Genomic DNA, 21,583 nt, shown 5'->3' with positions numbered 1-21,583 from the left:
TTAAATAGACAAGCCTAGCCCGGTAGAGACGCGGATATGTTTATCTCTATATTTTAGGTAAACCATATTGTTTTATTTTGTTTATCAGCTCGCGGTTAGTCGGTAAAGCACCTAACAACTGTCGGGTTTGTTGCATATTTTGCTTAAATAGCCTTTCCGCTAACGCCGCTTGATTTTTTCGCTTGGCGGGTAATATGGGCTTTGTTTCAAAGCCCATACCGTACAACACATATTGAAAGCTGGCTGCCGGAAACAATGCATCGGTTTGGGTAATATCATAATTACTCGGCGGGCAATACTGCCATAAGGCAATCAGCTCCTGCAAAGTTTCAGGAATGCTCTGACCGTCACGATTATCTTGCCAATAACGTGAGTCTGTTCGTTTGCTCAACACATAATGCAATTTCAAAAAGTCGATAATTTGTTGCCAACGATTAAGAAATTTTTGGTTAAAACGCTTGGCGACAATATCCATAGTTTGCCTGGTCGTTGGCAGTTGTTCACAGAGCATTTTCGCCGACAGCTCGATTAACACCAGTGCCGATGCCTCTAACGGCTCAACAAAGCCAGCGGAAATACCAATAGCCACACAGTTCTTATGCCAAAATTTTTCTCGGTGACCAGGGTTTAGCGGGATTTTGCGCACCGTGGCTGCTTCTGCAGCGGTTTTACCCATGGTTGGCATAATGTAGCGGCGTAATTGTTGTTCCGCCTGTTCGTGGCTAACATGGGCACTGGAATAGGTATGGCCCACCCCTCGCCGGGTCGTTAATCCTATATCCCAAATCCAACCGCCAGTTTGAGCGGTCGATAATGTAATGGAAGATATGGGACTATCAGCCTGTGCATAAGGCACATGAATGGCCAGGGCCGAGTCATTAAATAAGATGTGTTTTTTGCTGATAAATGGGATGTTGAAATGTTTACCCAATAAAATTGAGGCAAAACCACTGCAATCGACAAATAAGTCGCCTTGTACAGACCCATGTTGGTCGGTGGTTAACGAGGTGATATCGCCATTTGGGGCTGAATTAACCTGGCTTACCCGATCAATAATGTGTTTTACCCCAAGTTTAGCCACACAATGCTTGCGCAAAAAAGCGCTGAATTTGCCCGCGTCGAGATGATAACCGTAGTTAGCATTGAACGAATATTCGGCAGTCGAAATTTGTTTGGGGGCCAGATCTTTATTGCATAAATGACTTTGGGTACACACTGCATCGGCAAAGGATATTTTGTGCCGATGAGGTTGCCAAAAAGGCGCTAAGCTGATTTCATTCAGGCCGATAGGTAACGAAAAAGGGTGATAGTAATAGTCGTTGTCGTCATCGATCCAATTGGCAAATTTTGAACCTTGTTTAAAACTAGCATCACATTCGCGTATAAAATCAGTTTCAGCAATGCCCATTTTTTCTAAGGTGGTGCGCATGGAAGGCCAAGTACCTTCGCCGACCCCAATCGTTGGAATATCGGAGGATTCAATCAAGGTAATGTCAATTGATGAATCTTTGTCTGTGGCATATTCAGCCGCGAGTATGCCGGCCGTTAACCAACCTGCCGACCCACCCCCTACTATGACTATTTTGGTTATCCTATCGCCCATACTATGCCACCCGAGTTATAAAATATTTTGTAAAACTGCCAGGCATTTAACCAACCTGGCCGAAACTTCCAACAATCAGCACGATGATTGTGTTTGTTGCGCTTGAAGCCTTCACTAGAAGCGAATATCGGGTCAACTTAAACCCAAGCTGTTTATAGGTCTAGTTAACCGAAGCTTTAGAAAACACTCATTTAACTGTATTCATTAAGAGTCAGAAGAAAAAGGCCGCATGAATTATTAAATAATTCAGCGGCCTTATGCAACACACTAGTGATTGCTTACGCTATCCTTAGAATGTATAGCGAGCGCCCAGGTTGTAGCGAGCACCTTGTTGAGTTACGTTTAATACTTGTTGATCCGCACGGCCATGTTTGCGAATGTATTCGTCAGTCAAGTTGATGGCATTAAAGAAAATATTTAAGCCTTCGACCTGAGGAACATCATAGCTAATGGTCATATCTAACTGGCTATAGGCCTCAACGTAAACTGGAGATACACCCACATCGCCTTGGAACTGAGATTCAAGAAATTCATCACGCCAGTTGTAAGCCAAACGCACGGACCAGCCGTAATCTTCATAGAAAGCAACCAGGTTTGCTGTATCACTGATCCCTAATTCGACGTCTTGAGTACTAATCCCTATATTAAAGTTGTCAAATTCAGCACCAGTGTCCACTTTGGTATAGTTAATAATTCCACCAAATCCGCTTTCACCAAACAGGTGTTGAACCGCAAATTCTATCCCGTCAAATGTTGATTCACCTGCTTCGTTAACTGGGGTATCAATCTCGAAAACCATCAAGTTATCTGTGGCGGGATTACCTTGAATTTCAATGTTGCCATTAACCAAGCTGACTAATGGGTCGGTGGCACCATAGGTAGCGAATATATATTGTCGTTGCAAGGCGCCATCAGCACCCTCAGCTGCCAGGGCCTCTTGTTGGTAGGGTCCATCTGCAGGATTTGCGATACCTGTAGTTATAGGGATACCTTCAATGGTCACGTTATTGGTGGTTGTTTTCTTAAAATAACCCAATGACACATAGCTTCCTTCAGCGTAATACCACTCGGCTGAAAGATCTATGTTCTCAGATTCAAGGGGTAACAATGCCGCACTTCCAGAAGTCCCTCTTCCCCCATCAAATCGCGCCCCTTCGTTGAGTGAAGTACCCCCTATCATTTGCCCATAATTGGGACGACCTATAGTTTCACTATACGCCGCACGTAGCATAACGTCTTCAACCACTTCAATATTAAAATTGATATTCGGTAATGTATGGTCGTAGCTAGCATTTTGAGTTTGGAATTCACGTTGGCCTGACGAAAGTAAAAATACTTCGGTCGTACCGTTCCATACTGCCCCATTAAAACCGGGTACTGCAGAGGTTGAGGTGACATCAGTTTCTTCGTAACGCAGACCTACGTGAACGTCATACAGCATGTCACCAAATTCACCGTCATAATTATATTGCAGGTAAACTGAGGTCATTTCCTCTTTATTATAGCGGTCGGTATCCGATGCATAATCGGTCGATGGGCAGAAGGAGTTGCCACAATCGCCAAGAGCTTGCACGCTCAACAATTGCGCCGCTTGATCTCTCACGCCAGCAAAATCGAAGGCAAAATAAGTATTCATGATTTCGTAGTCTTCGCCATACAGGCCATTAAAATCGGCGAAGTTGCCACCGCTGACATCGGTGAACTTGTCATGAATTGTTTCACGGGGGAACAAAGCGGCATCGTAAGCCCCTGGTTCGCCTTCGCCGCCCCAGTTATTGCGTTGCACATTTTTGGTTTGACCACGGTTTTCAGCGGTAGTCAATGACAGGCCAAAATCGATACTGCCGGCGTCTTCTAAAATATATTCGCCGCGAAATTGGGTTTGTTCGGTGTCGGCATGATTTTGATTGTTGGTAAATACACTACCTGTAACTACCATATCTGCTGGCTGAATAGCGTTACCGCCACGTACAGCCAGGATAGGCAGATCGCCAGTAAAGTCAGTCGCTGCCGCTTGGCGTACAAAACCCGCCATGGCTAAAGTATTATTTGAACCGAATTCATTATTCGGCGTATTTTCAGCAGAAGAGTTGTGGTAGTCCAGCTCTAAGTTTAAGTTGTCATTCACTTGCCACTCAAGATTCAGGCCCAAAGATTTTGTTTCATCACGCACCCCGTAATCGCCGCCGCCCATGGCGACATCTTGCAAGCCCACACCATTTTCTTCGTAATCTTCTGAATAGAGTAAGGGGGAAGAAATGGGCCCATCTGTCCACACGTTTTTCGAAGGAGAAAAGCCGTACCATGCTGAAATGTCGTTGAACTGAGTATCTGTTTCTTTTTTGACATAGGTGTAATCCAGGGTGGCTGTAAATTCATCCAGTGGACTATATTGCAAGACTAACTGAGCGTTAGTACGTTTACGTTGCTGTTCTTCAAACTTGTAGATGGTCGTTTGCGGAACTGAATATATATCACCTGCACCCGGGCGATTGGTTTGAAACTCATCTTTAGGTACGCCACCCCATTGAGGGTTTGCACCAGGCGCTCCACTCCAATCTTGATCAGCTGTACCGTCAAATGAACGCCAGCCTGTGCCGACATTCGCTTGCTGGTTACCACTTTCACGCTCAGAATAACTGCCAGAAATAGATACACCAAATTGGCCATCATCAGAGGTATTAGAATAAATACCAGAAAGCTCCGGTGTAATACCCCCTTCGTTAGTGGAGGTATCATCCATTGCTTGTATGCTAACCACTGAACGCAAGCCAGGGTTGTTTAAGGGTTTATTGGTCAAGATATTAATCGTGGCGCCTATGCCACCTGTGGGTATTCTGGCATTGGAGGTTTTGTACACCTCAACTCCACTTACTCCTTCAGCCGCCAGATTGGCAAAATCGAATGAGCGATCACCTGTGGTAGTGGGCAGTTGACGACCATTGAGTGTCACCAGGTTACGTTCCGGACCAAAACCACGCACGCTTACTTTACTACCTTCACCATTATTGCGGTCGATAGACACACCAGTAATGCGCTGTAAAGATTCTGCCAGGTTAGTATCAGGGAACTTACCGATATCTTCAGCGTTAATTGCATCAACAATGCCGCTTGACGAGCGCTTGACGTCCATGGATTTAATCATGCTGCCACGAATGCCACTTACTTGAATGACTTCAACCTCATTCTCAGAAATTTCTTGGGCTGATACTGGGGCCATTACTGAGGCCCCTAATATTAAAGACATGCTGGTCGCTATTCGTGTTTTATAAAAGTTTTTCATTTTAGTGTGTGTCCTTTGTTCCGATATTAAACGGGTGCTTGCGCTTACCTGGCTGAAAGCGCTTTCATTCAACGACAAAAAAACTCTCTTTTTTTGTAAGCGCTTACATTAAAGTTAAAACAATTGTTTCGTTAGGTCAACAAAAAGTTAACATTAGGTTTTTACAGTCTGATACATATTCTGTGCACAGTAATGGGTTGGCGCCTTATTGAAGATAATGGTGTACTTGTTTTTGCTGAAATTATTTTTATAAGCGTTTGAATTATATTAGTATTAATTCTATCTGGGCGAGAGGTTAGTGCGCGCACTTTGCGGGGGAAAAGAATTTTACAAAATGGCTCTAGTTATAATAAATAAATGTAAGCAGCTTTTTGGGCCCAGTTGTTTTAGTGTTTTAGGTTGCTGCTTAAACAGTACACGATGTTGATACGTAACCTTGCTGTATAAGCAAAAAATTTCAGTATTAGTTAGTTTTGTTGTGCCCAACTAAACTTACACCAACGTTAAAAAACACCGAAGGTAGTACCTTCGGTGTTTTTCATGTTTGTTCTTCTCAGCTATGCAGTGCTACTGGCATAATCCAAAGCTGTTTGCTGAGTCATGTGGCAGGTCGCCGCTTAGACTGCTGACACAAAAGTCAACGGTCACCCCGCCACTTAAGGCCGTGCTGGTAACAAAAGTGACATTGCCACTAACATCGGTTATGCCCGAAGCGGATTCTGTCCAGCTACCTGAAAATGCACCTGAAACACTGGCTCCGGCAACAGGATTGCCTAAATCATCCACCACGGTGATTGTCGCCGCGCCAAAATTTTTGCCTTTACCTGCCGCCTGTGTGCCGGTCACGACACTGCCTACAGAAATACTGGTTGCTGTGCCAGTACTGCTGTCTGCACCATAGATATCAAAGTTATCTAAGTAATAGGTATCGCCGCCAAATGCATTGGGCTCTATCAGTAAGATCACGCTGTTAACCTGAGTCTCTGTGGTGCTGCCGTCGATGCGATCTTCCAATTTAAACTTCAGGCGCTGCCACGCGTTTTGTACTTCGGTGTGGGCAATGTATTTTGAATGACGACCAGCAGGGTAGTTGGAGGCTGTGGCGACATTGCTGTTTTCCAGTTGGATTAATATCTCGGTGCCGACTGGGGCTGCGGTATACACATCCATGAAGAAGCTTTTGTCACCGGAAACGTAAGGAGCAACATCGGGTATTGTGCTGGTCGCAGCGGCAATTACATCCCATTGTGAAGCGGCGTCACGTGTGTATTGAGCCACCAATGCCGAACTATTTACTGCATCAGGGGCAGGGTTGCCAATACTCTGGTTGAAATCTCCCGCCCAGCTCTGATAGCTTAACTTGCTCGTGCCTTCAAAATTGTCCAGTACGGTTTCCTGAGACAATACAGGTAGTACATGTACATCAAGGGCCAGATTACTGCTGCCACAACTATTGGTCACCGCTACATTGATGGTTCCCCCTGCGGTGCCCCAATTAACATTCAGGTTATTGATGCTTGATGCCTCACCTGTCGGCGATGTCCAGTTATATGAACTGCCGGTGCCTGCCTCATCAATCACGCTGTAACTATGACTAGTATTAGGCTCAACGATATGCTCACCGCTAAGTGAGGGCTGGGCAAAGTCATAGGCTCGCACATAGTCCACTTGCATGGTATTAGGCAACGTGCTGTCGTCTACTACACCACCTATATTGCCGCCAACGGCCACGTTAAGAATAAAGTGGTACTGATACTGTTCGAAGCTCCAATAGGATGGATCGCTCATCTCGGCGGGTGTTTTCACTGAGTACAATACGTCATCGATATACCAGCGCATTTCGTTAGGTTCCCATTCAACCGCATATTCATGGAAATCCGCCGACCAAGTGTCAGGTTGTTTTAGGATCCTGCCGCTGGTCCACTCATTGTCTGGCCAGGCTTGGCCATAATGAAGGGTGCCAAAGGCAATCATGTCAGCCTGGCCCGTTGCTTCCATAATATCTATTTCACCGCTTGTCGGCCAACCCACGTTAGGATCTGTGGGTAGCATCCAAAAGGCAGGCCATAAGCCAGTAGCATTCGGTATTTTTATGCGCGCTTCAAAGCGCCCATTAGTCCATTGCCCGCCATTAGGCATATTGGCAGTGCGAATACGCCCAGAAGTATAATTCTTTGCTTGAACACGTTTTTTCTTGGCCGCTATGCTTAGTACGCCGTTTGCAACGGTCACATTTTCTGCTTGATAGGATTGCAACTCGTTATTGCCCCAACCACAAATGCCATAGCTACAGCCGTCGCCAAGCATGACATCCCATTTACTGGTATCAATTTCAGTGCCATCAAATTCGTCGGCCCAGATTGGCGTTGGGTTTTGGCATTGCTGTGCGAGGGTGAATGAGGGAAAGCTGACGAGGCCGGACGTTAAGACCGCTACACCTAGTGTTGTACGACTGAGTTTATACATGACTTCTCTCTTGTTTTCGTTGTAGGAGCTATTTCGCAAGCCTGTAAGCGCTTACATTTATATCTGATAACGTTTCTTCACAGCTTTACTTAGCAAAGCTACGCAAAAGTACCCAGAATAGTGGGATACTTAATTATACCCAGAAGTTATCCGTTACATTACTCCTCGAATGTAAGAATTAACGTATATTTTACATTTAAGCAACATATCTGTAAGCGCTTACAAAATCAACCAGTCAACAGATTTTATTTAGATATAAAATATAAGAAATCTGCATAGACATGGTCTATCGGCGTAGGTTTTCAGAAGTTTGAAGGATATGCCGAGTCAATCAAAATACGATTCGACTCGGCATATGGCTTTATATGACAGACAGGACAGCTGTCATATAAATTTTTTACTGGCTTGACGGGCTAAAATTCAACTCAGCATTAATCACATCTGACAGTAGGGTTATTTGTGGCAGAAGGGCGGATAGATATGTCTGATAAGGACAGAGTGAGATCACCACTTGTGCGTATTGCAAAAGGCGAAATTACCTGGCCAAATTCTACTCCCTTGCTTGTAAAGCATGCTAGCTCAACTGCAATACTTTGCCAGCCGCCAGCTGCATCCGGTTTCAGGTGTTCCGTAATATCCAGATCACTAACACATTTATCCCTACAACCCATTTGTAGCCATACAGGTGAGGTGGGAGCGGTAATTAGCAAGTAGTCAAAGGTTAATACACCATCGATTTCACTGTAAGCACGCAAATCTTCTGGAAAATCATGGTATATGCGTAACTGCCCATTTGTGCTTTGTTGCCACTGGAGTTGGAATGCATCTTCCTGCACTCGTCTGTCTATGGTTCTGAATTTCAAACTTTCGCCTGAAACCGCGCTGGCGTTGATTGGCACTATATTTTCTTGGTCACTGAGAGCCATTTTCCAGGGGGCTTGCACGCTACGGTCAAATAGTGACATAGCTGACAAGGCCCGATGGTCATCACTACGGGTGTCTTCCGCTAAGTTGTCGGGCAACGTGCTTTTGTCGCCATATCCCAGACCAAACCCATAGGGAAGCAGCGGATGATAGTCTTTATCATAACGATTAATATTGGTTTGATTCGGCGTATTGGGCCAAGAAAAAGACAACTTACCGGTAAAGTCGTAATTTATTTGCCCATTTGGTTGACTAAATATCACCTCTGCAATACCACCACCTTCACTGCCGGGTAACCATGCAGCGATAAAGGCGTCTGACGCATTTAGTTCAGGATTGATCCACAGGGGGCGGCCTGAAAGAAATACGGACACCACAGGAATGCCTTTGGCTTGCAAGGAGCGAAGCAGTGCCAGATCCGTCTTCTTACCACGCTGATATTCCAGATTGTCTAAATCGCCATTGCCTTCGGCATAAGGTTGCTCGCCAAATACCACTATCGCCACATCAGGTTTGTTTTGGTAGTTGCCAGCAGGCGACAACTCAGCAGTACCGCCCGCCGCCGTTACGGTTTGCTTGATCCCTGCATAAATTGACGTTGCCCCCGGGAAGTCTTGATTTTCGTTTCCAGTGCCTTGCCAGGTGATAGACCAGCCACCGGATTGTTGGCCTATATTGTCCGCTCCTTCGCCCGCGACCAGCACGTTTAGAGAAGGAGAGAGGGGCAGCAACTGCTCGCTGTTTTTTAGGAGTACCAAAGATTCACGTACCGCCTGTCTCGCCACGGCTCTATGTGCTGGCTGACCAATAATATCCTTTTTGCCCGCCAGAGCACGGTTGGCCGGAGAAGGATTATCGAGTAATCCTGCTCTGATTTTAACCCGTAAAATACGGGTTACCGCGTCATCTAAACGGCTTTGGGGGATCACGCCAGATTTAACCTGGGCCAGGGTATTTTGCAATAATGGTTTCCAGGCGCCGGTTGGTACCATGTAAATATCCAAACCAGCGTTTATCGCTTGGGGGCAACTTTCATTGCTACACCCAGCTACCTGACCATGACCATTCCAGTCACCTACGACTAAACCGTCAAATCCCATGCGTTCCTTAAGCACCGACGTTAGCAAATAATGGTTTCCGTGTAATTTATCGCCATTCCAGCTATTAAAAGACGCCATCACTGTCTGGGCACCTGCACTTAACCCCCCCACATATCCCTGGGCATGGATGTCAAACAGGCTTTGTTCGTCACTGATGTTATTGCCCTGATCGTCACCCCCAACTGTGCCCCCGTCACCGATAAAATGTTTGACCGTAGCAATAACCCGTCCTTCGCCAAAAAAGTTAACGTCAGGTGTACCTTGCAAACCTTCCACTATGGCCTCAGCATATTGGCCGACAATTTCCGGATCTTCGGAATACCCTTCATAAGTTCGTCCCCAACGATCATCCCTGACGGTGGCAACGGTGGGTGCAAATATCCAGTCAATACCCGTGACCAACACTTCTTTGGCGGTGATCTGGGCAATCTGCTTAATCAGTTCTGGATCATGAGCGGCGCCCAGGCCTATGTTGTGCGGGAAAAGGGTCGCGCCAATTACATTGTTATGGCCATGAACCGCATCTGTCCCCCACATAGTGGGTATGGTGGAACCGTCAATGCTGTTGTCAACCGAAGCCTGGTACATAGATTCAGCTAACGCAATCCAGTCTCCTGGGGTGGCGTGTTTATTCCCCTGTGGAAACGCACCGCCGCCATTTAAATAAGAGCCAAAACCATAGCGTCGCATATCGGCCACTGTGATATCGCGGATTTCTGGTTGGATCATCTGAGCGACTTTTTGCTCCAGGGTCATGCCTTGCAAAATACTCGCTATGCGCTGTTCAATTTTAGGATCCGTTGGTACTGCGATATCCAGTTTGGGCCAGATAAGCTCTGGTTGACGTGAACCTTTCTCAGCAATTTCAGCAGAATTTTGCGGAGCATTACCGGTACAGGCAACTATAGTCAGCAGTCCGGCATAGATAGATGTTTTGGCCAGGGTACGCATATTTTGTCTCGTCTTTGTGGGGGGATCTGTTAGTTGCACAAGTTTTTTCATTTCCATGTCCTTGGTTTTGAACCCCAAAGGCCGTAATAGGCAATATATAGGTAACAGGTTAAGGGCAGGATGAAGGATAGTTGCAAACCGATGTTATCTGCCAGAACACCCTGCATTAGGGGGACTAAGGCGCCGCCGACTATGGCCAAACACAATATCCCGGAACCCTTGCTCGTCTGTGAGCCCAGACCGGCTAAAGCCAAGCTAAAGATAGTGGGGAACATAATGGAGTTAAAAAAACCAACCAATAAAATGGACCACATGGCAAGGCTACCGCTTGTCGTTATGGCGATAGCTATCAGTGTTATAGAGGCCATACTATTGAACGCCAGCAGCTTTGTGGCGGACACTCTTTGCATCAGCGCAGCACCGATAAAGCGCCCAACCATGGCACCACCCCAATAGTAGGCAATATAGCCGGCTGCTTGTGATTCTGCTAGCCCGGCAATATGTGCCTCACCGAAAAAATTAACCAGAAAGCTGCCAATTGAAACTTCCCCCCCCACATAGACAAAAATACCAATCGCACCGAGTAGCAGGTGACGATGACGAAGAGGAGATTGCACGGTTTGATTGTCCGTCGTACTTTGATGGGCCGTGTCCATATTAGGCAGGGCTAATTTAAGGAAAATGATAGCCAATAGAAACAATATGGCAGCCAATGCCACATAGGGTAAAATGACGCTATCTGCTGAAGCCTCACTTTCGCCAGCTACAGCAGAAAATATCAAAATGCCGCCGATAATGGGGGCGATAGTGGTGCCTAACGAGTTAAACGCCTGAGTCAGTGTTAATCGACTCGAGGCAGTTTCAGGGTTACCAAGCAGGGTGACCAACGGATTGGCAGCCACTTGCAAAATAGTGATTCCTGATGCCAGGATAAATAACGCAGCTAAAAATACCCAGTAAATTTTATTGGTTGCTGCAGGTATGAACAGCAAGCAGCCAATGCTAGCAATGGTTAATCCTGCACTGATACCTTTTTGAAAACCTATTTGTTTTACCAAACGCCCCGCGGGTACAGACACAATAAAATAGGCACCAAAGAAGCAAAATTGGATCAGCATGGCTTGAGTGTAATTGAGGGAAAATACGCCTTTTAGGTGAGGAATGAGAATATCATTCATGGCGGTAATAAAACCCCACATAAAAAATAACGAGGTTAATGAGATTAAAGCGAATCGATTTCCATCTGAAGTATGCAAGTGGGCAGCAGATGTTTGGTTAGTTTGTACAGCAGGGTTTGTCATTGTTCCACCTAAATTGGAGTTAATTGACCAAAGGATAACAAAGTTATAACATCTATGTAAGCGCTTTCATTTCATATTATTAATTTAATTTGCTATTAATTTTGGCTTAGTTTTTTTTAGAGCGTGATTTTCCACTACATATAGTTAGGTAACGTGCCGGGACTTCCTCGTCAAAATCGACAATAGAAACCGACAAAATGAAAATCTCCTTACGTAAAATATCTAATGGCTGCTAATTTGAGCACCGAGAATAAGCTGGCAACATCAAACATTTAAGTAATCTACCTTTGGATTAACCCTACAAAAAAATGACCATCAAGCAAGGTCGAGCAGCGTTTGAATATACTATTAGTGCTCGAAATTTAGGCACGAAAATCACTGAGGCATTCCGTTTATGGAGTCCACATGTTAAGAATTAAAAAGAAGGTAGCTTATGGGCTTGGTTATGCATTCGACCTTGGCGATTTATTACGTCAAGTATTCTTTAGGTAGGGAAGAGCGGATTACCCAGTTTGTTACCTTAGGTAGGCTGGTTAATATTTTGGGTTGTGCCCTGGCCGTTTACCTGGCACAAATATATGTGCAAAGTCAAAACTTACCTCGGTCTGCAACTGATCTCTGCGATTCTTAGTGTATTAAGTTAATTTATCCACCAAGAATACGTCATATTGGCATTTATCAGTTATTTTGCCTGGCGTGTCCTGTTACAAATGGCCACCCCTTTGTTATGGGCCAAAATTGCCGATACAGTAGATTATGGTCAGGTGTAAACGGGTGTTAGAATTACGGGTATGACCTATTCTGCTGTGTTTTTTTCATCAAGATGGGGTTAGCTATTGGTGGGGCCCTAGCGGTTGGTTATTGGCTTATTATGATTACCAACCAGACATAAACCAGTCATCAGAAACACTCCAGGGTATACTGCCATGCTTTACCATTTTTCTTGCTATTGTTATTGCCTTTGTGTTGGTAGTTATTATTATGCGTCATTACACTTTGGTGCATAAAGAAGTCGAGGAAATTCAAGTTGAACTGACCAGATTGGCCAGTTCAACTGCTTAATAATAAGCATGAGATACAAACGAGAAAGATAAACTATGGCGACAATTTACGAAGTGTCAGAGTTGGCGGGAGTGTCATTGGCCACGGTCTCCCGGGTTATGAACGGCGGTACCCGGGTTAGTGATAAAACTCGCGAAAAAGTAATAGAAGCAATGGCCGCTTTGAATTACCGGCCAAACTCTATGGCTAGATCCTTGGCCTCTAACTGCTCAAACAGTGTGGGTATATTGGTCTCTGAATTACACGGGCCTATTTACGGTGCGATGATGAGTGGCATAGAAAAACAATTACGCACTGCCGGCAAACACGTGATCATCGCCGCCGGGCACAGTGATGCGGCAAGTGAGAAAGACGGTATCGAATTTTTAATTGACCGTAGTTGTGATGCCTTAATTCTGCACGTAGAAGCAGTCAGTGACGAATATTTAATAGAATTGGCAAAAACTGACCATTCTTTCATCTTAATCAACCGCCATATTGAGCAGATAGCCGAAAACTGCATTAGCCTGGACAATCGCCAAGGTGGCTACATCGCCACTAAAGCCCTTTTGGAACACGGCCATCGGGATATCGCCTATATATCTGGACCTTTGTGGAAAAAGGATGCTAGCGATCGTTATTTGGGTCATCAACAGGCCCTGGCCGAATTTGGCGTAACTTGTAAAGGGGATTTGCTGTTCGAAGGTACCTTTCAGGAGGAGGCAGGCAGTGAAGGAATGAGTCTATTATTAAACAAAACCCTCCCTTTTAGTGCGGTGGTCTGCGCCAACGATGAAACTGCCGCCGGTGCCATTCATACGGCTCGTGATAAAGGTTTGAGCATTCCCGATGATATTTCTATCATGGGATTCGATAATGTAATCTTGGCTAACTATATTTACCCAAAATTGTGCACCATAAATTACCCGGTATCGGAAATGGGCAGCATGGCCGCCAGCTGGATATTGAAGAATATTTACAAAACCAAACAGCAGGACACCGTACATGTCTTTCAGCCAGAGCTGGTGTGGCGAGATTCGGTTAAAACTCTCTAAGTCGCTGCAGCTTTAGGCGCAGGTGTTATCAGTCAGAGAGCCTTGACTGATAACAGCAAATGCTACCCGGTTTATGCTATCGACCCAAAGTCACCGTGCTTAAATAGGCCTTTTGTTGCTGCTTAACCTCACTGGTTTGCCCAGTAATTTTAAACACGTTTTCCAAACGAATATCATCTGACGCGCTGCCAATCATCAGTTTTATATCCCCAGGCTCTACTACCAGCTTCATTTGACTGTCGTAAAAAGCGAGCAAGTTAATAGGCAGTTCCAAGTTAACCTGCACACTTTGCCCTGCTTTGAGTGGTACTCGTTTAAAGCCTTTGAGCTCTTTTACCGGGCGTGTAACCGAGGCAAACACATCACGAATATAAAATTGCACCACTTCTTCGCCATCCACCTTGCCATTATTGGTTAGCTGGAAACTGGCTTTGACCACACCATTTGCGTTTGCCTGGCTATCGTCAATGCTCAACTTGTCATAGTTAAAGCTGGTATAGCTTAACCCGTGTCCAAAAGCATACTGGGGGGATGTATCGCCAAAGATATAACCACGTTTCGCGGACGGCTTGTGATTGTAAAATACCGGCAATTGGCCAACCTCTCTAGGAAAGCTCAGGGGTAATTTACCACTTGGATTCACGTCGCCAAATAATACATTAGCTACTGCCGTACCGGTTTCTTGACCTAAATACCAGGCTTCAATGATTGCAGGTGCCTTATTGTTAATATCTCCCAGAGTCAGCGGTCGGCCATTTACCATAACAACGACTATGGGTTTACCTGTATCGAGTAGCGCCTCAACCAGGGCTTGCTGGCCGCCCAGCAAGTTGAGCGATGAGCGATCCCCTAAATGATTTTCTGCCCAGGCCTCTCGAGACGTACCCTCGTTTGAGCCCACGACCACTATGCTCACATCACTGCGCTTTGCCAACGCCACTGCATCTTCAAGCAATTGCTGGCTGTTTGATTGATCCGCCAGTTGCATATTTTCTTTATTCCAGCGTTCTTTGGAATAGCTTTGGGCAGCAACAGAGGCGGGCAACGGGTTGGCAATGTCTTGAGTGAGCAGGGCGCCACGGGCAAATTCGATCGTCGCTTTGCCTGCCAGTTTGGCTTTTAAGCCATCCAATATTGTCACAGTTTGCCGGGGGATATCACTGTAACCACCTAATAAGGTTTCATCTGCATGAGGTCCGATTACCGCGACACTACTTAACTGCTTTAATTGGAGGGGAAGCAAACCGTCATTTTTCAATAATACTATGGCTTTTTCGGCCGATTTCAACGCCAATGCTCGGTGCTCGGCATTGCCGATGAATTCACTCACGCCCTCTTCGGCAGTATATGGGTTTTCAAATAACCCCAGATTAAATTTCTCGGTCAGAATGCGCACCACGGCCTGGTCAATTTGCGCCATGTTGATATGATTTTCGGCCACAAGCTTCTCCAACAGCAAAAAAACATCCCTATCGGGCATTTCTATGTCAACACCGGCATTGATCGCCATGAGCGCAGCGTTTTCTTTGCTACCCGCTATCCCATGGCGGGTGATTAACTCATTTAAGGCGTAATAGTCGCTGACTAGCAATCCGTCGAAGCCCCATTCATCACGCAAAATATCCGTCAACAACATTTTATTGGCATGAGAAGGAATGCCATCTATTTCATTATAAGATGCCATGACACTTCGCACATTTGCCTGGGTGATCGCAGCTTCAAATGGGAAAAGAAAAATTTCCCGTAGGGCGCGCTCCCCTATGGGAGCCGGGGCAATATTCAAGCCGCCCTCGGGTTGACCGTGTCCCGCCAGGTGTTTTAAGGTTGCCATAACACGGTCGGCTGGGATTTTGCTGGTTTCTCCTTGAAAACCTTTGACCGCAGCCACACCCAGTTCGGCAATCAGGTAGGGATCCTCACCCATGGTCTCTTCTATACGTCCCCAGCGCGGGTCTCTAGCCACGTCCAGTATGGGAGTTAACGCTTGATTACCACCTCGCGCTCGCACCTCTTGCGCACTAACAGCGTAGACCTGATATATTAACTTTGGGTCCCAGGTGCTCGCTAAAGCGATAGCTTGAGGAAAGCTGGTAGACTCACTCGCTGCATGGCCATGCAGGGCTTCCTCATGAAAAATAGCCGGAATACCCAAACGGGTATTTTCAATTAACCACTTCTGAATGGCATTGGTATATCGGACCGACTCCAATGGCGACTTGTCTTCGCTGGGCCGAGCCACCTGACCGACGCCCAAAGGCAGAATTTTCTCGGCTTGGGCGGTATCAATCAGATTTGTATCGCTATGTAATAGACGCCCCTCATGCCAGATGGTTTGTAACTGGGCTATCTTTTCTGACAACGTCATCTGCTGCAACAAATCTGCCACCCGTTTTTCGGTCGGTAGGCTGGCGTCTTGATAACCAGTGGCGCCATGGACATTAAACATCAAGGTCAATAGACTGACACCTAACAGGCGCGGCAATGTATGCATTTTCATATTTCATCTCTAATAAGGTGGTAAATCAACAAGTGTATGATGGGTTTGTTAAGCCTAGCCAGTGCATTGAGTTTGCAAAAAATATAATACTAGCGGGTTACTAATATAATAGTCATTATGACAATTTGTAAGTCATTTACTATTTTTCAGTTAATGGATATAAGAAGGCTGATAGGCGCGGTGAGATCCGAATGTTTATTACGCCCTTATCATTCCTTTAAGTTACAGCACAGGAAACTTACTTTTGAATGTTCAACGAACATCTGACCTAACAGCTGGCAAGGCTCACACAAATACTATTGAACAACTGTCGATAGACAATGTGGTTTTGGGCATTGAGCAGGGGCGCCTGATGGTATTGACGGCCAAATATAAGGCGGGTTTGGCAGACGGACTATGGGGATTGCTAGGAGGCTGGGTGGCGATAGATGAGCCCATCGACGCGGCCGCAAAACGGGTATTAAAAACCATTACCGGTGTGGATGATCTTTATTTGGAGCAATTGCGGGCGTTTGGGGAAGTGCAGCGTTATCCGGCCAAGCGAGTGGTGACTATTGCTTATTATGCCCTGGTTCGCCCTGAACGTTACAACCTTATACCCGGGGGTACCGCATCCCATGTGGAATGGAAAGACGCTCGTCAACTGCCCGAATTGATTTATGATCATGGTCAAATTGTTGAGCAGGTATTGATCCACCTCAAGAATAAAATTAGACATGAGCCCGTGGGTTTTAACTTATTACCAGAGAAATTTACCTTATTGCAGCTTCAGGAAGTGTACGAAGCTATTCTGGATGTCAAATTAGATAAACCCAATTTTCGCCGTAAAATTCTCAAAATGAACATGCTGATCAATTGTCGCGAGAAGCAACGCGGGGTAACACACCGGGCTGCTAGCCTGTATAGGTTTGACACGGTGGTATATCAAAAGTTGTGTGAGCAGGGCTTTAATTTCGAGTTTTAAGTACCACGCTTTTTTAGTTCAGCTATCTCCTTCTCGCTTTACTATTTTTGCGAAAAGGTGGCTTTGTGCAGATAATTTATGGACAGGGATCATAACAAGTAGTTAACATGACTATAACTACTCTTTTTGGAAGACAACGTGAAAATCAAATCTATACTTGCCGTAAGTTATGTTACTGCACTACTCAGTGCTTGCCAGCCAGCACTAGATGATCCACACGTATCGCAAAATGCACCGGCGGAACTGCCGGCAACGGGTGAACAACAAACCTATCTGGATCAATACAAGTCTAAATCGCTGCCTTTGATAAAAGACATATACACTGCCGATCCCTCTGCCCATGTGTTTGAGGACAAGCTTTACATTTACCCGTCTCATGATTATGAGGCCGGTATTGCCCAAAATGACAATGGCGATCATTTTGCGATGCGCGACTATCACGTCTTATCCATGGAGGACGTGGGGGGCAAGGTAACGGATCACGGGGTCGCGCTGTCGGTAGATGATATACCCTGGGCCGGACGTCAATTATGGGCGCCGGATGCTGCCACTAAAAATGGCAAATATTATTTATATTTCCCCCTGAAAGACAAACAAGATATTTTTCGTATCGGGGTCGCTATTAGCGATTCACCTACCGGGCCATTTAAAGCACAACCCGAACCAATTTCGGGCAGTTTCAGCATGGATCCCGCTGTTTATGCCAATGATGATGGCCAACACTATTTATTTTTTGGTGGTATCTGGGGAGGACAGTTACAACAATTCCAAGACGGTGAATATACAGGCGAGGATCATTATCCAAAAGATGATGAACCGGCGTTAATGCCTAAGGCAGTCAAGCTTAGCGATAACATGTTATCCATGAGCGGTGAGCCACAAGACATCATGATCCTCGACGAACAAGGCCAGCCCATTACGCAAGGCGATAGCCAACGTCGTTTTTTCGAAGCCGCTTGGGTACATAAATATCAAGATAACTACTACCTTTCTTATTCGACTGGAGATACCCATCGGATTGTTTATGCTACCAGTAAAGACTTGATGGGACCTTATACCTATCGTGGGGTAATACTGTCTCCTGTAGAAGGGTGGACCAACCATCATTCCATTGCTGAATTTAACGGTCAATGGTATTTGTTCTATCATGACAGTACCTTATCAGAGGGCAAAACCCATTTGCGCAGTGTCAAAATGGCCCCGTTAGAATACAACGATGATGGTTCTATTGTTCCCTTTATGGCTTATTATGACTAATTTTTCAACAACCTGAGCAAGTGCGCTTAGGCTTTAATCAGTAAACATCAACATCGGCTAGCAAACAAATATTACTAATATCAAAACTGGTGCGATGTACCCTTGCGGTAATTTCAATGAGGAAAGAATTTTGGCTCAAAATAACGAAAATATAATAATGATCATCCTGGTCAGCTGCGTGGCCACCATAGGCGGTTTTTTATTTGGCTTTGACAGTGGCGTCATCAACGGTACGGTAGATGGTCTGCAAAATGCGTTTGGATCTGACAGTGTCGGTACCGGTTTTAACGTCTCAAGTATGTTGTTGGGGTGTGCTGTGGGCGCTTTTTCTGCCGGTAGACTGGCGGATAAATTTGGCCGTCGTCCATTGCTAATGGTTGCAGCCGTATTCTTCATAATCAGCGCCTGGGGGTCGGGTATCGCCGGTACCTCAATGGAATTTGTTTTTTTTCGCATCTTGGGTGGTTTAGCCGTTGGTGCCGCTTCGGTTATGGCGCCGGCTTATATCAGTGAAATTGCCCCGGCTCGTTTCCGTGGCACCCTAACGTCAGTACAGCAGTTTGCGATTATTTTTGGGTTGTTTTCCGCTTTTGTCAGTAACTATTTTCTGGCTGATTTTGCCGGTTCGTCAATGGCACAGTTGTGGCTGGGTTATCAGGCGTGGCGCTGGATGTTTTGGATTGAACTTATTCCTGCCACGGCTTTTTTAATCGCGTTATTTTTTATCCCAGAAAGTCCCCGTTACCTGGTGATCAGCAAAAATACCGAACAAGCTAAAAAAGTGTTGGGCAACCTATACGGCGTATTAGATGGTGAACTAAAAATGCGTGAAATTGAAACCTCTCTAGCGACCGATCACCATAAACCCCGCTTGTCAGATTTACTTGATAAAGTGACGGGCAAAATCAGACCTATTATGTGGGTCGGCATTGGTCTGGCGGTATTTCAACAATTAGTCGGCATCAACGTGGTATTTTATTATGGCGCGGTGTTGTGGCAGGCGGCTGGCTTCTCCGAATCTGATGCCCTGATGATCAACATGATCGGTGGCGCAGTAAGCATTGCTGCGGTGTTTGTGACCATGTATCTGATTGATAAACTGGGTCGTAAACCATTTTTATTAATTGGCTCTATCGGCATGACTATCACATTGTCGGTTATGGTTTATGTATTTGCTAATTCAGGCGTGGATGCCAACGGTAATTTATCCCTGGGTGAGCAAGGGATCGTGGCGTTAATCGCGGCCAACGCTTATGTGTTTTTCTTTAATCTGTCTTGGGGGCCAGTGATGTGGGTCATGTTGGGCGAAATGTTCCCCAATCAAATCCGCGGCTCGGGTCTGGCCATTGCCGGCTTTGCCCAGTGGAGTGCAAACTTCCTTATTACCTGGTCTTTCCCCATTATGCTTAGTGGTATTGGCCTAGCGGGAGCATATGGCTTATATGCCATTGGCGCCCTTGTTTCTGCATTCTTTGTGGTGAAGTTTGTGACTGAAACCAAAGGCAAAGAGCTGGAAGATATGCCAGGCTAAGACCTGCAGCATTTCAGCATCTTTGAAATATATTTATCAGGCCACTTTTAAGTGGCCTTTTTTATGTATGCATAAAACTTGGGCACACTATATTGTTTAAATGTGTGGATCGGCCAGGTATGGTTAGCCTTGCCTCAAAATCGGTCTTAATGACACAGCCCCACCCCACTCTTTGTGAGCGCGTCAATGTGTTGAAAAAGACAATACGTAACGGTAATGGGTGTACGCTAAGTTCGCAGTCGACAACATGTTGTGGTGGCGGACGCACCGGTGGCAGTAAGTTGTGCGGCTTTGGTATGGGTGACGGTGACGTCTTTTTATCTAGGTATGACAGTACTTTTTGGATAACCATGGGGGGCGGTAATACAGGCGATAATTCTCACATTGTGTTTGTTACATTTTTCACATTCAGTGATATCAATGTTGAATACCCGTTTGAATCGTTGCGCCTAACTCATGCTTCTTGCCTGGTAGGGCTTGTCGGACTCATTATTTTCTTTTGATGGTAAGTTGGGACTGTTCTTTCCCCTTTGTGACGCCGTTACTGCCGCTCTAAGGTTACTATTAGGCGCACCCTTTATTCACAAGGGCAACCGTAAAATCGAGTGAGATCCCGTTTAGGTGGTGGCGTTTTTTATAAAGAGAATGCGGCAAGTTTGCCGATGAAATCGATGGGGAAAAGAAGACGTGCCCGAGCCGGTCACCGGTAGTGCCATCACGATATGGGGTTTTAGCTCATATCTGACCTATCCGTTTTTTTTCTTGCTTAAGCGCTGCTCGCTTATTGCGGGGGACTAATGTAGCCCCGCAGGCGTTCAAGTTTGTCGGACTCGTGAGCATTATGTTGTTAAGGTAGCAACCCAGAGTTCAAGTCCAGATGATGTTGCCCGTCCCCAAGCAATACGAAGCCAGGATGAGACGGATAGCAAAAAAACTGTAGCCAAACAATCAGTGGTAAGCGAACCTAAAGCGAGTCAAGCCAAGGTGAGCCAGGCACCAGCGCAAACCATCCAGATCCCTGCACCACAGATTTCCTTAAGCGTTTTGAAAATGCCATCAACGATTTGGACAGTGAGCCCAGAACCGGATTTGAACCCGTGACTAACAGCGGCAGCGATGTGCCACGTATCGATCAGCTACTGGACTGAAACGAATGGTGATCCGATACCGTTAAAAGGTTACTTGGGTATATATATAGTACGTCATAACGCTGTGGGTAAAGTTTCAACACTGTTTGCCTGACCCCTCTCGATTTTTTGTTGTCATTTTTCCCAACCGCTGATGAAGTTTCCCCCCAGAAAAAATTGAAAATACAGTTAGCCACAGGCTAAGGGTCTTTTCCTTATGTCGAGAAGATGGCCCTCCATGGTGGCTGTTCACAAACCTTGGTCAAAGCCGTCTTTAAGCATATGGGTTATGCCTTGATCGTCAGCGTTTTGCCCGGGGTATAAACGATGCCGGCAGGGTGTTTGGTTCCGCTTTGGATGACGAGGGAAAAGTCGACAATAGGCAGTCAACTGGCGATAAAATTGGGTTATCGGTTTGTTGAAGCTGACGATTTTCATAGTGCTGCTACGATAGATCATATGGCAAGAGGTTTGCCACTAGAT

The 21,583-nt window shown here is 45.7% G+C and carries 10 protein-coding genes; 4 read left to right on the top strand and 6 right to left on the bottom strand.

The genetic code is table 11. From position 1 onward, the window contains the following. Positions 1-46: 46 nt before the first annotated feature. The 5 genes from AC3RV5_RS20335 to AC3RV5_RS20315 form a co-directional block, all read right to left on the bottom strand. Entirely contained in the window at positions 47-1,603 is a 1,557-nt protein-coding gene (locus AC3RV5_RS20335) for a tryptophan halogenase family protein (RefSeq protein ID WP_489729391.1), read from the bottom strand. Between the two features lie 289 nt (positions 1,604-1,892). Beyond that, positions 1,893-4,886 carry a TonB-dependent receptor gene (locus AC3RV5_RS20330; protein ID WP_489729390.1) on the bottom strand — a complete coding sequence of 998 codons (2,994 nt, stop codon included), beginning with the start codon at positions 4,884-4,886 and terminating at the stop codon, positions 1,893-1,895. A gap of 567 nt (positions 4,887-5,453) precedes the next feature. Continuing rightward, complete coding sequence (locus AC3RV5_RS20325) at positions 5,454-7,352, bottom strand: family 16 glycosylhydrolase (protein WP_489729389.1); 1,899 nt, start codon at positions 7,350-7,352, stop codon at positions 5,454-5,456. A gap of 431 nt (positions 7,353-7,783) precedes the next feature. Beyond that, a complete protein-coding gene (locus AC3RV5_RS20320) occupies positions 7,784-10,327 on the bottom strand; it encodes a glycoside hydrolase family 3 protein (RefSeq protein WP_489732222.1) in 2,544 nt (847 codons plus the stop codon). A 47-nt stretch (positions 10,328-10,374) separates the two neighbouring features. Continuing rightward, entirely contained in the window at positions 10,375-11,628 is a 1,254-nt protein-coding gene (locus tag AC3RV5_RS20315; protein ID WP_489729388.1) for a sugar MFS transporter, read from the bottom strand. Positions 11,629-12,725: 1,097 nt separating this feature from the next. Here AC3RV5_RS20315 and AC3RV5_RS20310 point away from each other — a divergent pair. Beyond that, positions 12,726-13,724: a LacI family DNA-binding transcriptional regulator gene (locus AC3RV5_RS20310; protein ID WP_489729387.1), complete on the top strand. Its 999-nt coding sequence runs from the start codon at positions 12,726-12,728 to the stop codon at positions 13,722-13,724. 76 nt (positions 13,725-13,800) lie between these two features. Here AC3RV5_RS20310 and AC3RV5_RS20305 read toward each other — a convergent pair whose 3' ends face one another. Then, positions 13,801-16,221, bottom strand: a complete 2,421-nt coding sequence (locus AC3RV5_RS20305) for a glycoside hydrolase family 3 N-terminal domain-containing protein (RefSeq protein ID WP_489729386.1) — start codon at positions 16,219-16,221, stop codon at positions 13,801-13,803. Positions 16,222-16,465: 244 nt separating this feature from the next. On the opposite strand from AC3RV5_RS20305, the gene AC3RV5_RS20300 reads away from it, so the two are divergent. From AC3RV5_RS20300 to AC3RV5_RS20290, 3 genes are all read left to right on the top strand, one after another. Continuing rightward, entirely contained in the window at positions 16,466-17,185 is a 720-nt protein-coding gene (locus tag AC3RV5_RS20300; RefSeq protein WP_489729385.1) for an NUDIX hydrolase, read from the top strand. A 243-nt stretch (positions 17,186-17,428) separates the two neighbouring features. After that, on the top strand, positions 17,429-18,442 hold the full coding sequence (locus AC3RV5_RS20295; RefSeq protein WP_489732221.1) for a glycoside hydrolase family 43 protein: 1,014 nt from the start codon (positions 17,429-17,431) through the stop codon (positions 18,440-18,442). Positions 18,443-18,572: 130 nt separating this feature from the next. Further along, entirely contained in the window at positions 18,573-19,973 is a 1,401-nt protein-coding gene (locus AC3RV5_RS20290) for a sugar porter family MFS transporter (RefSeq protein WP_489729384.1), read from the top strand. The last annotated feature ends 1,610 nt before the right edge of the window (positions 19,974-21,583 follow it).

It is taken from the genome of Paraglaciecola sp. IT1134, assembly GCF_058068185.1.
Note: the sequence above shows the minus strand (reverse complement) of the source record. Positions and strands in the feature narration are given on the sequence as shown.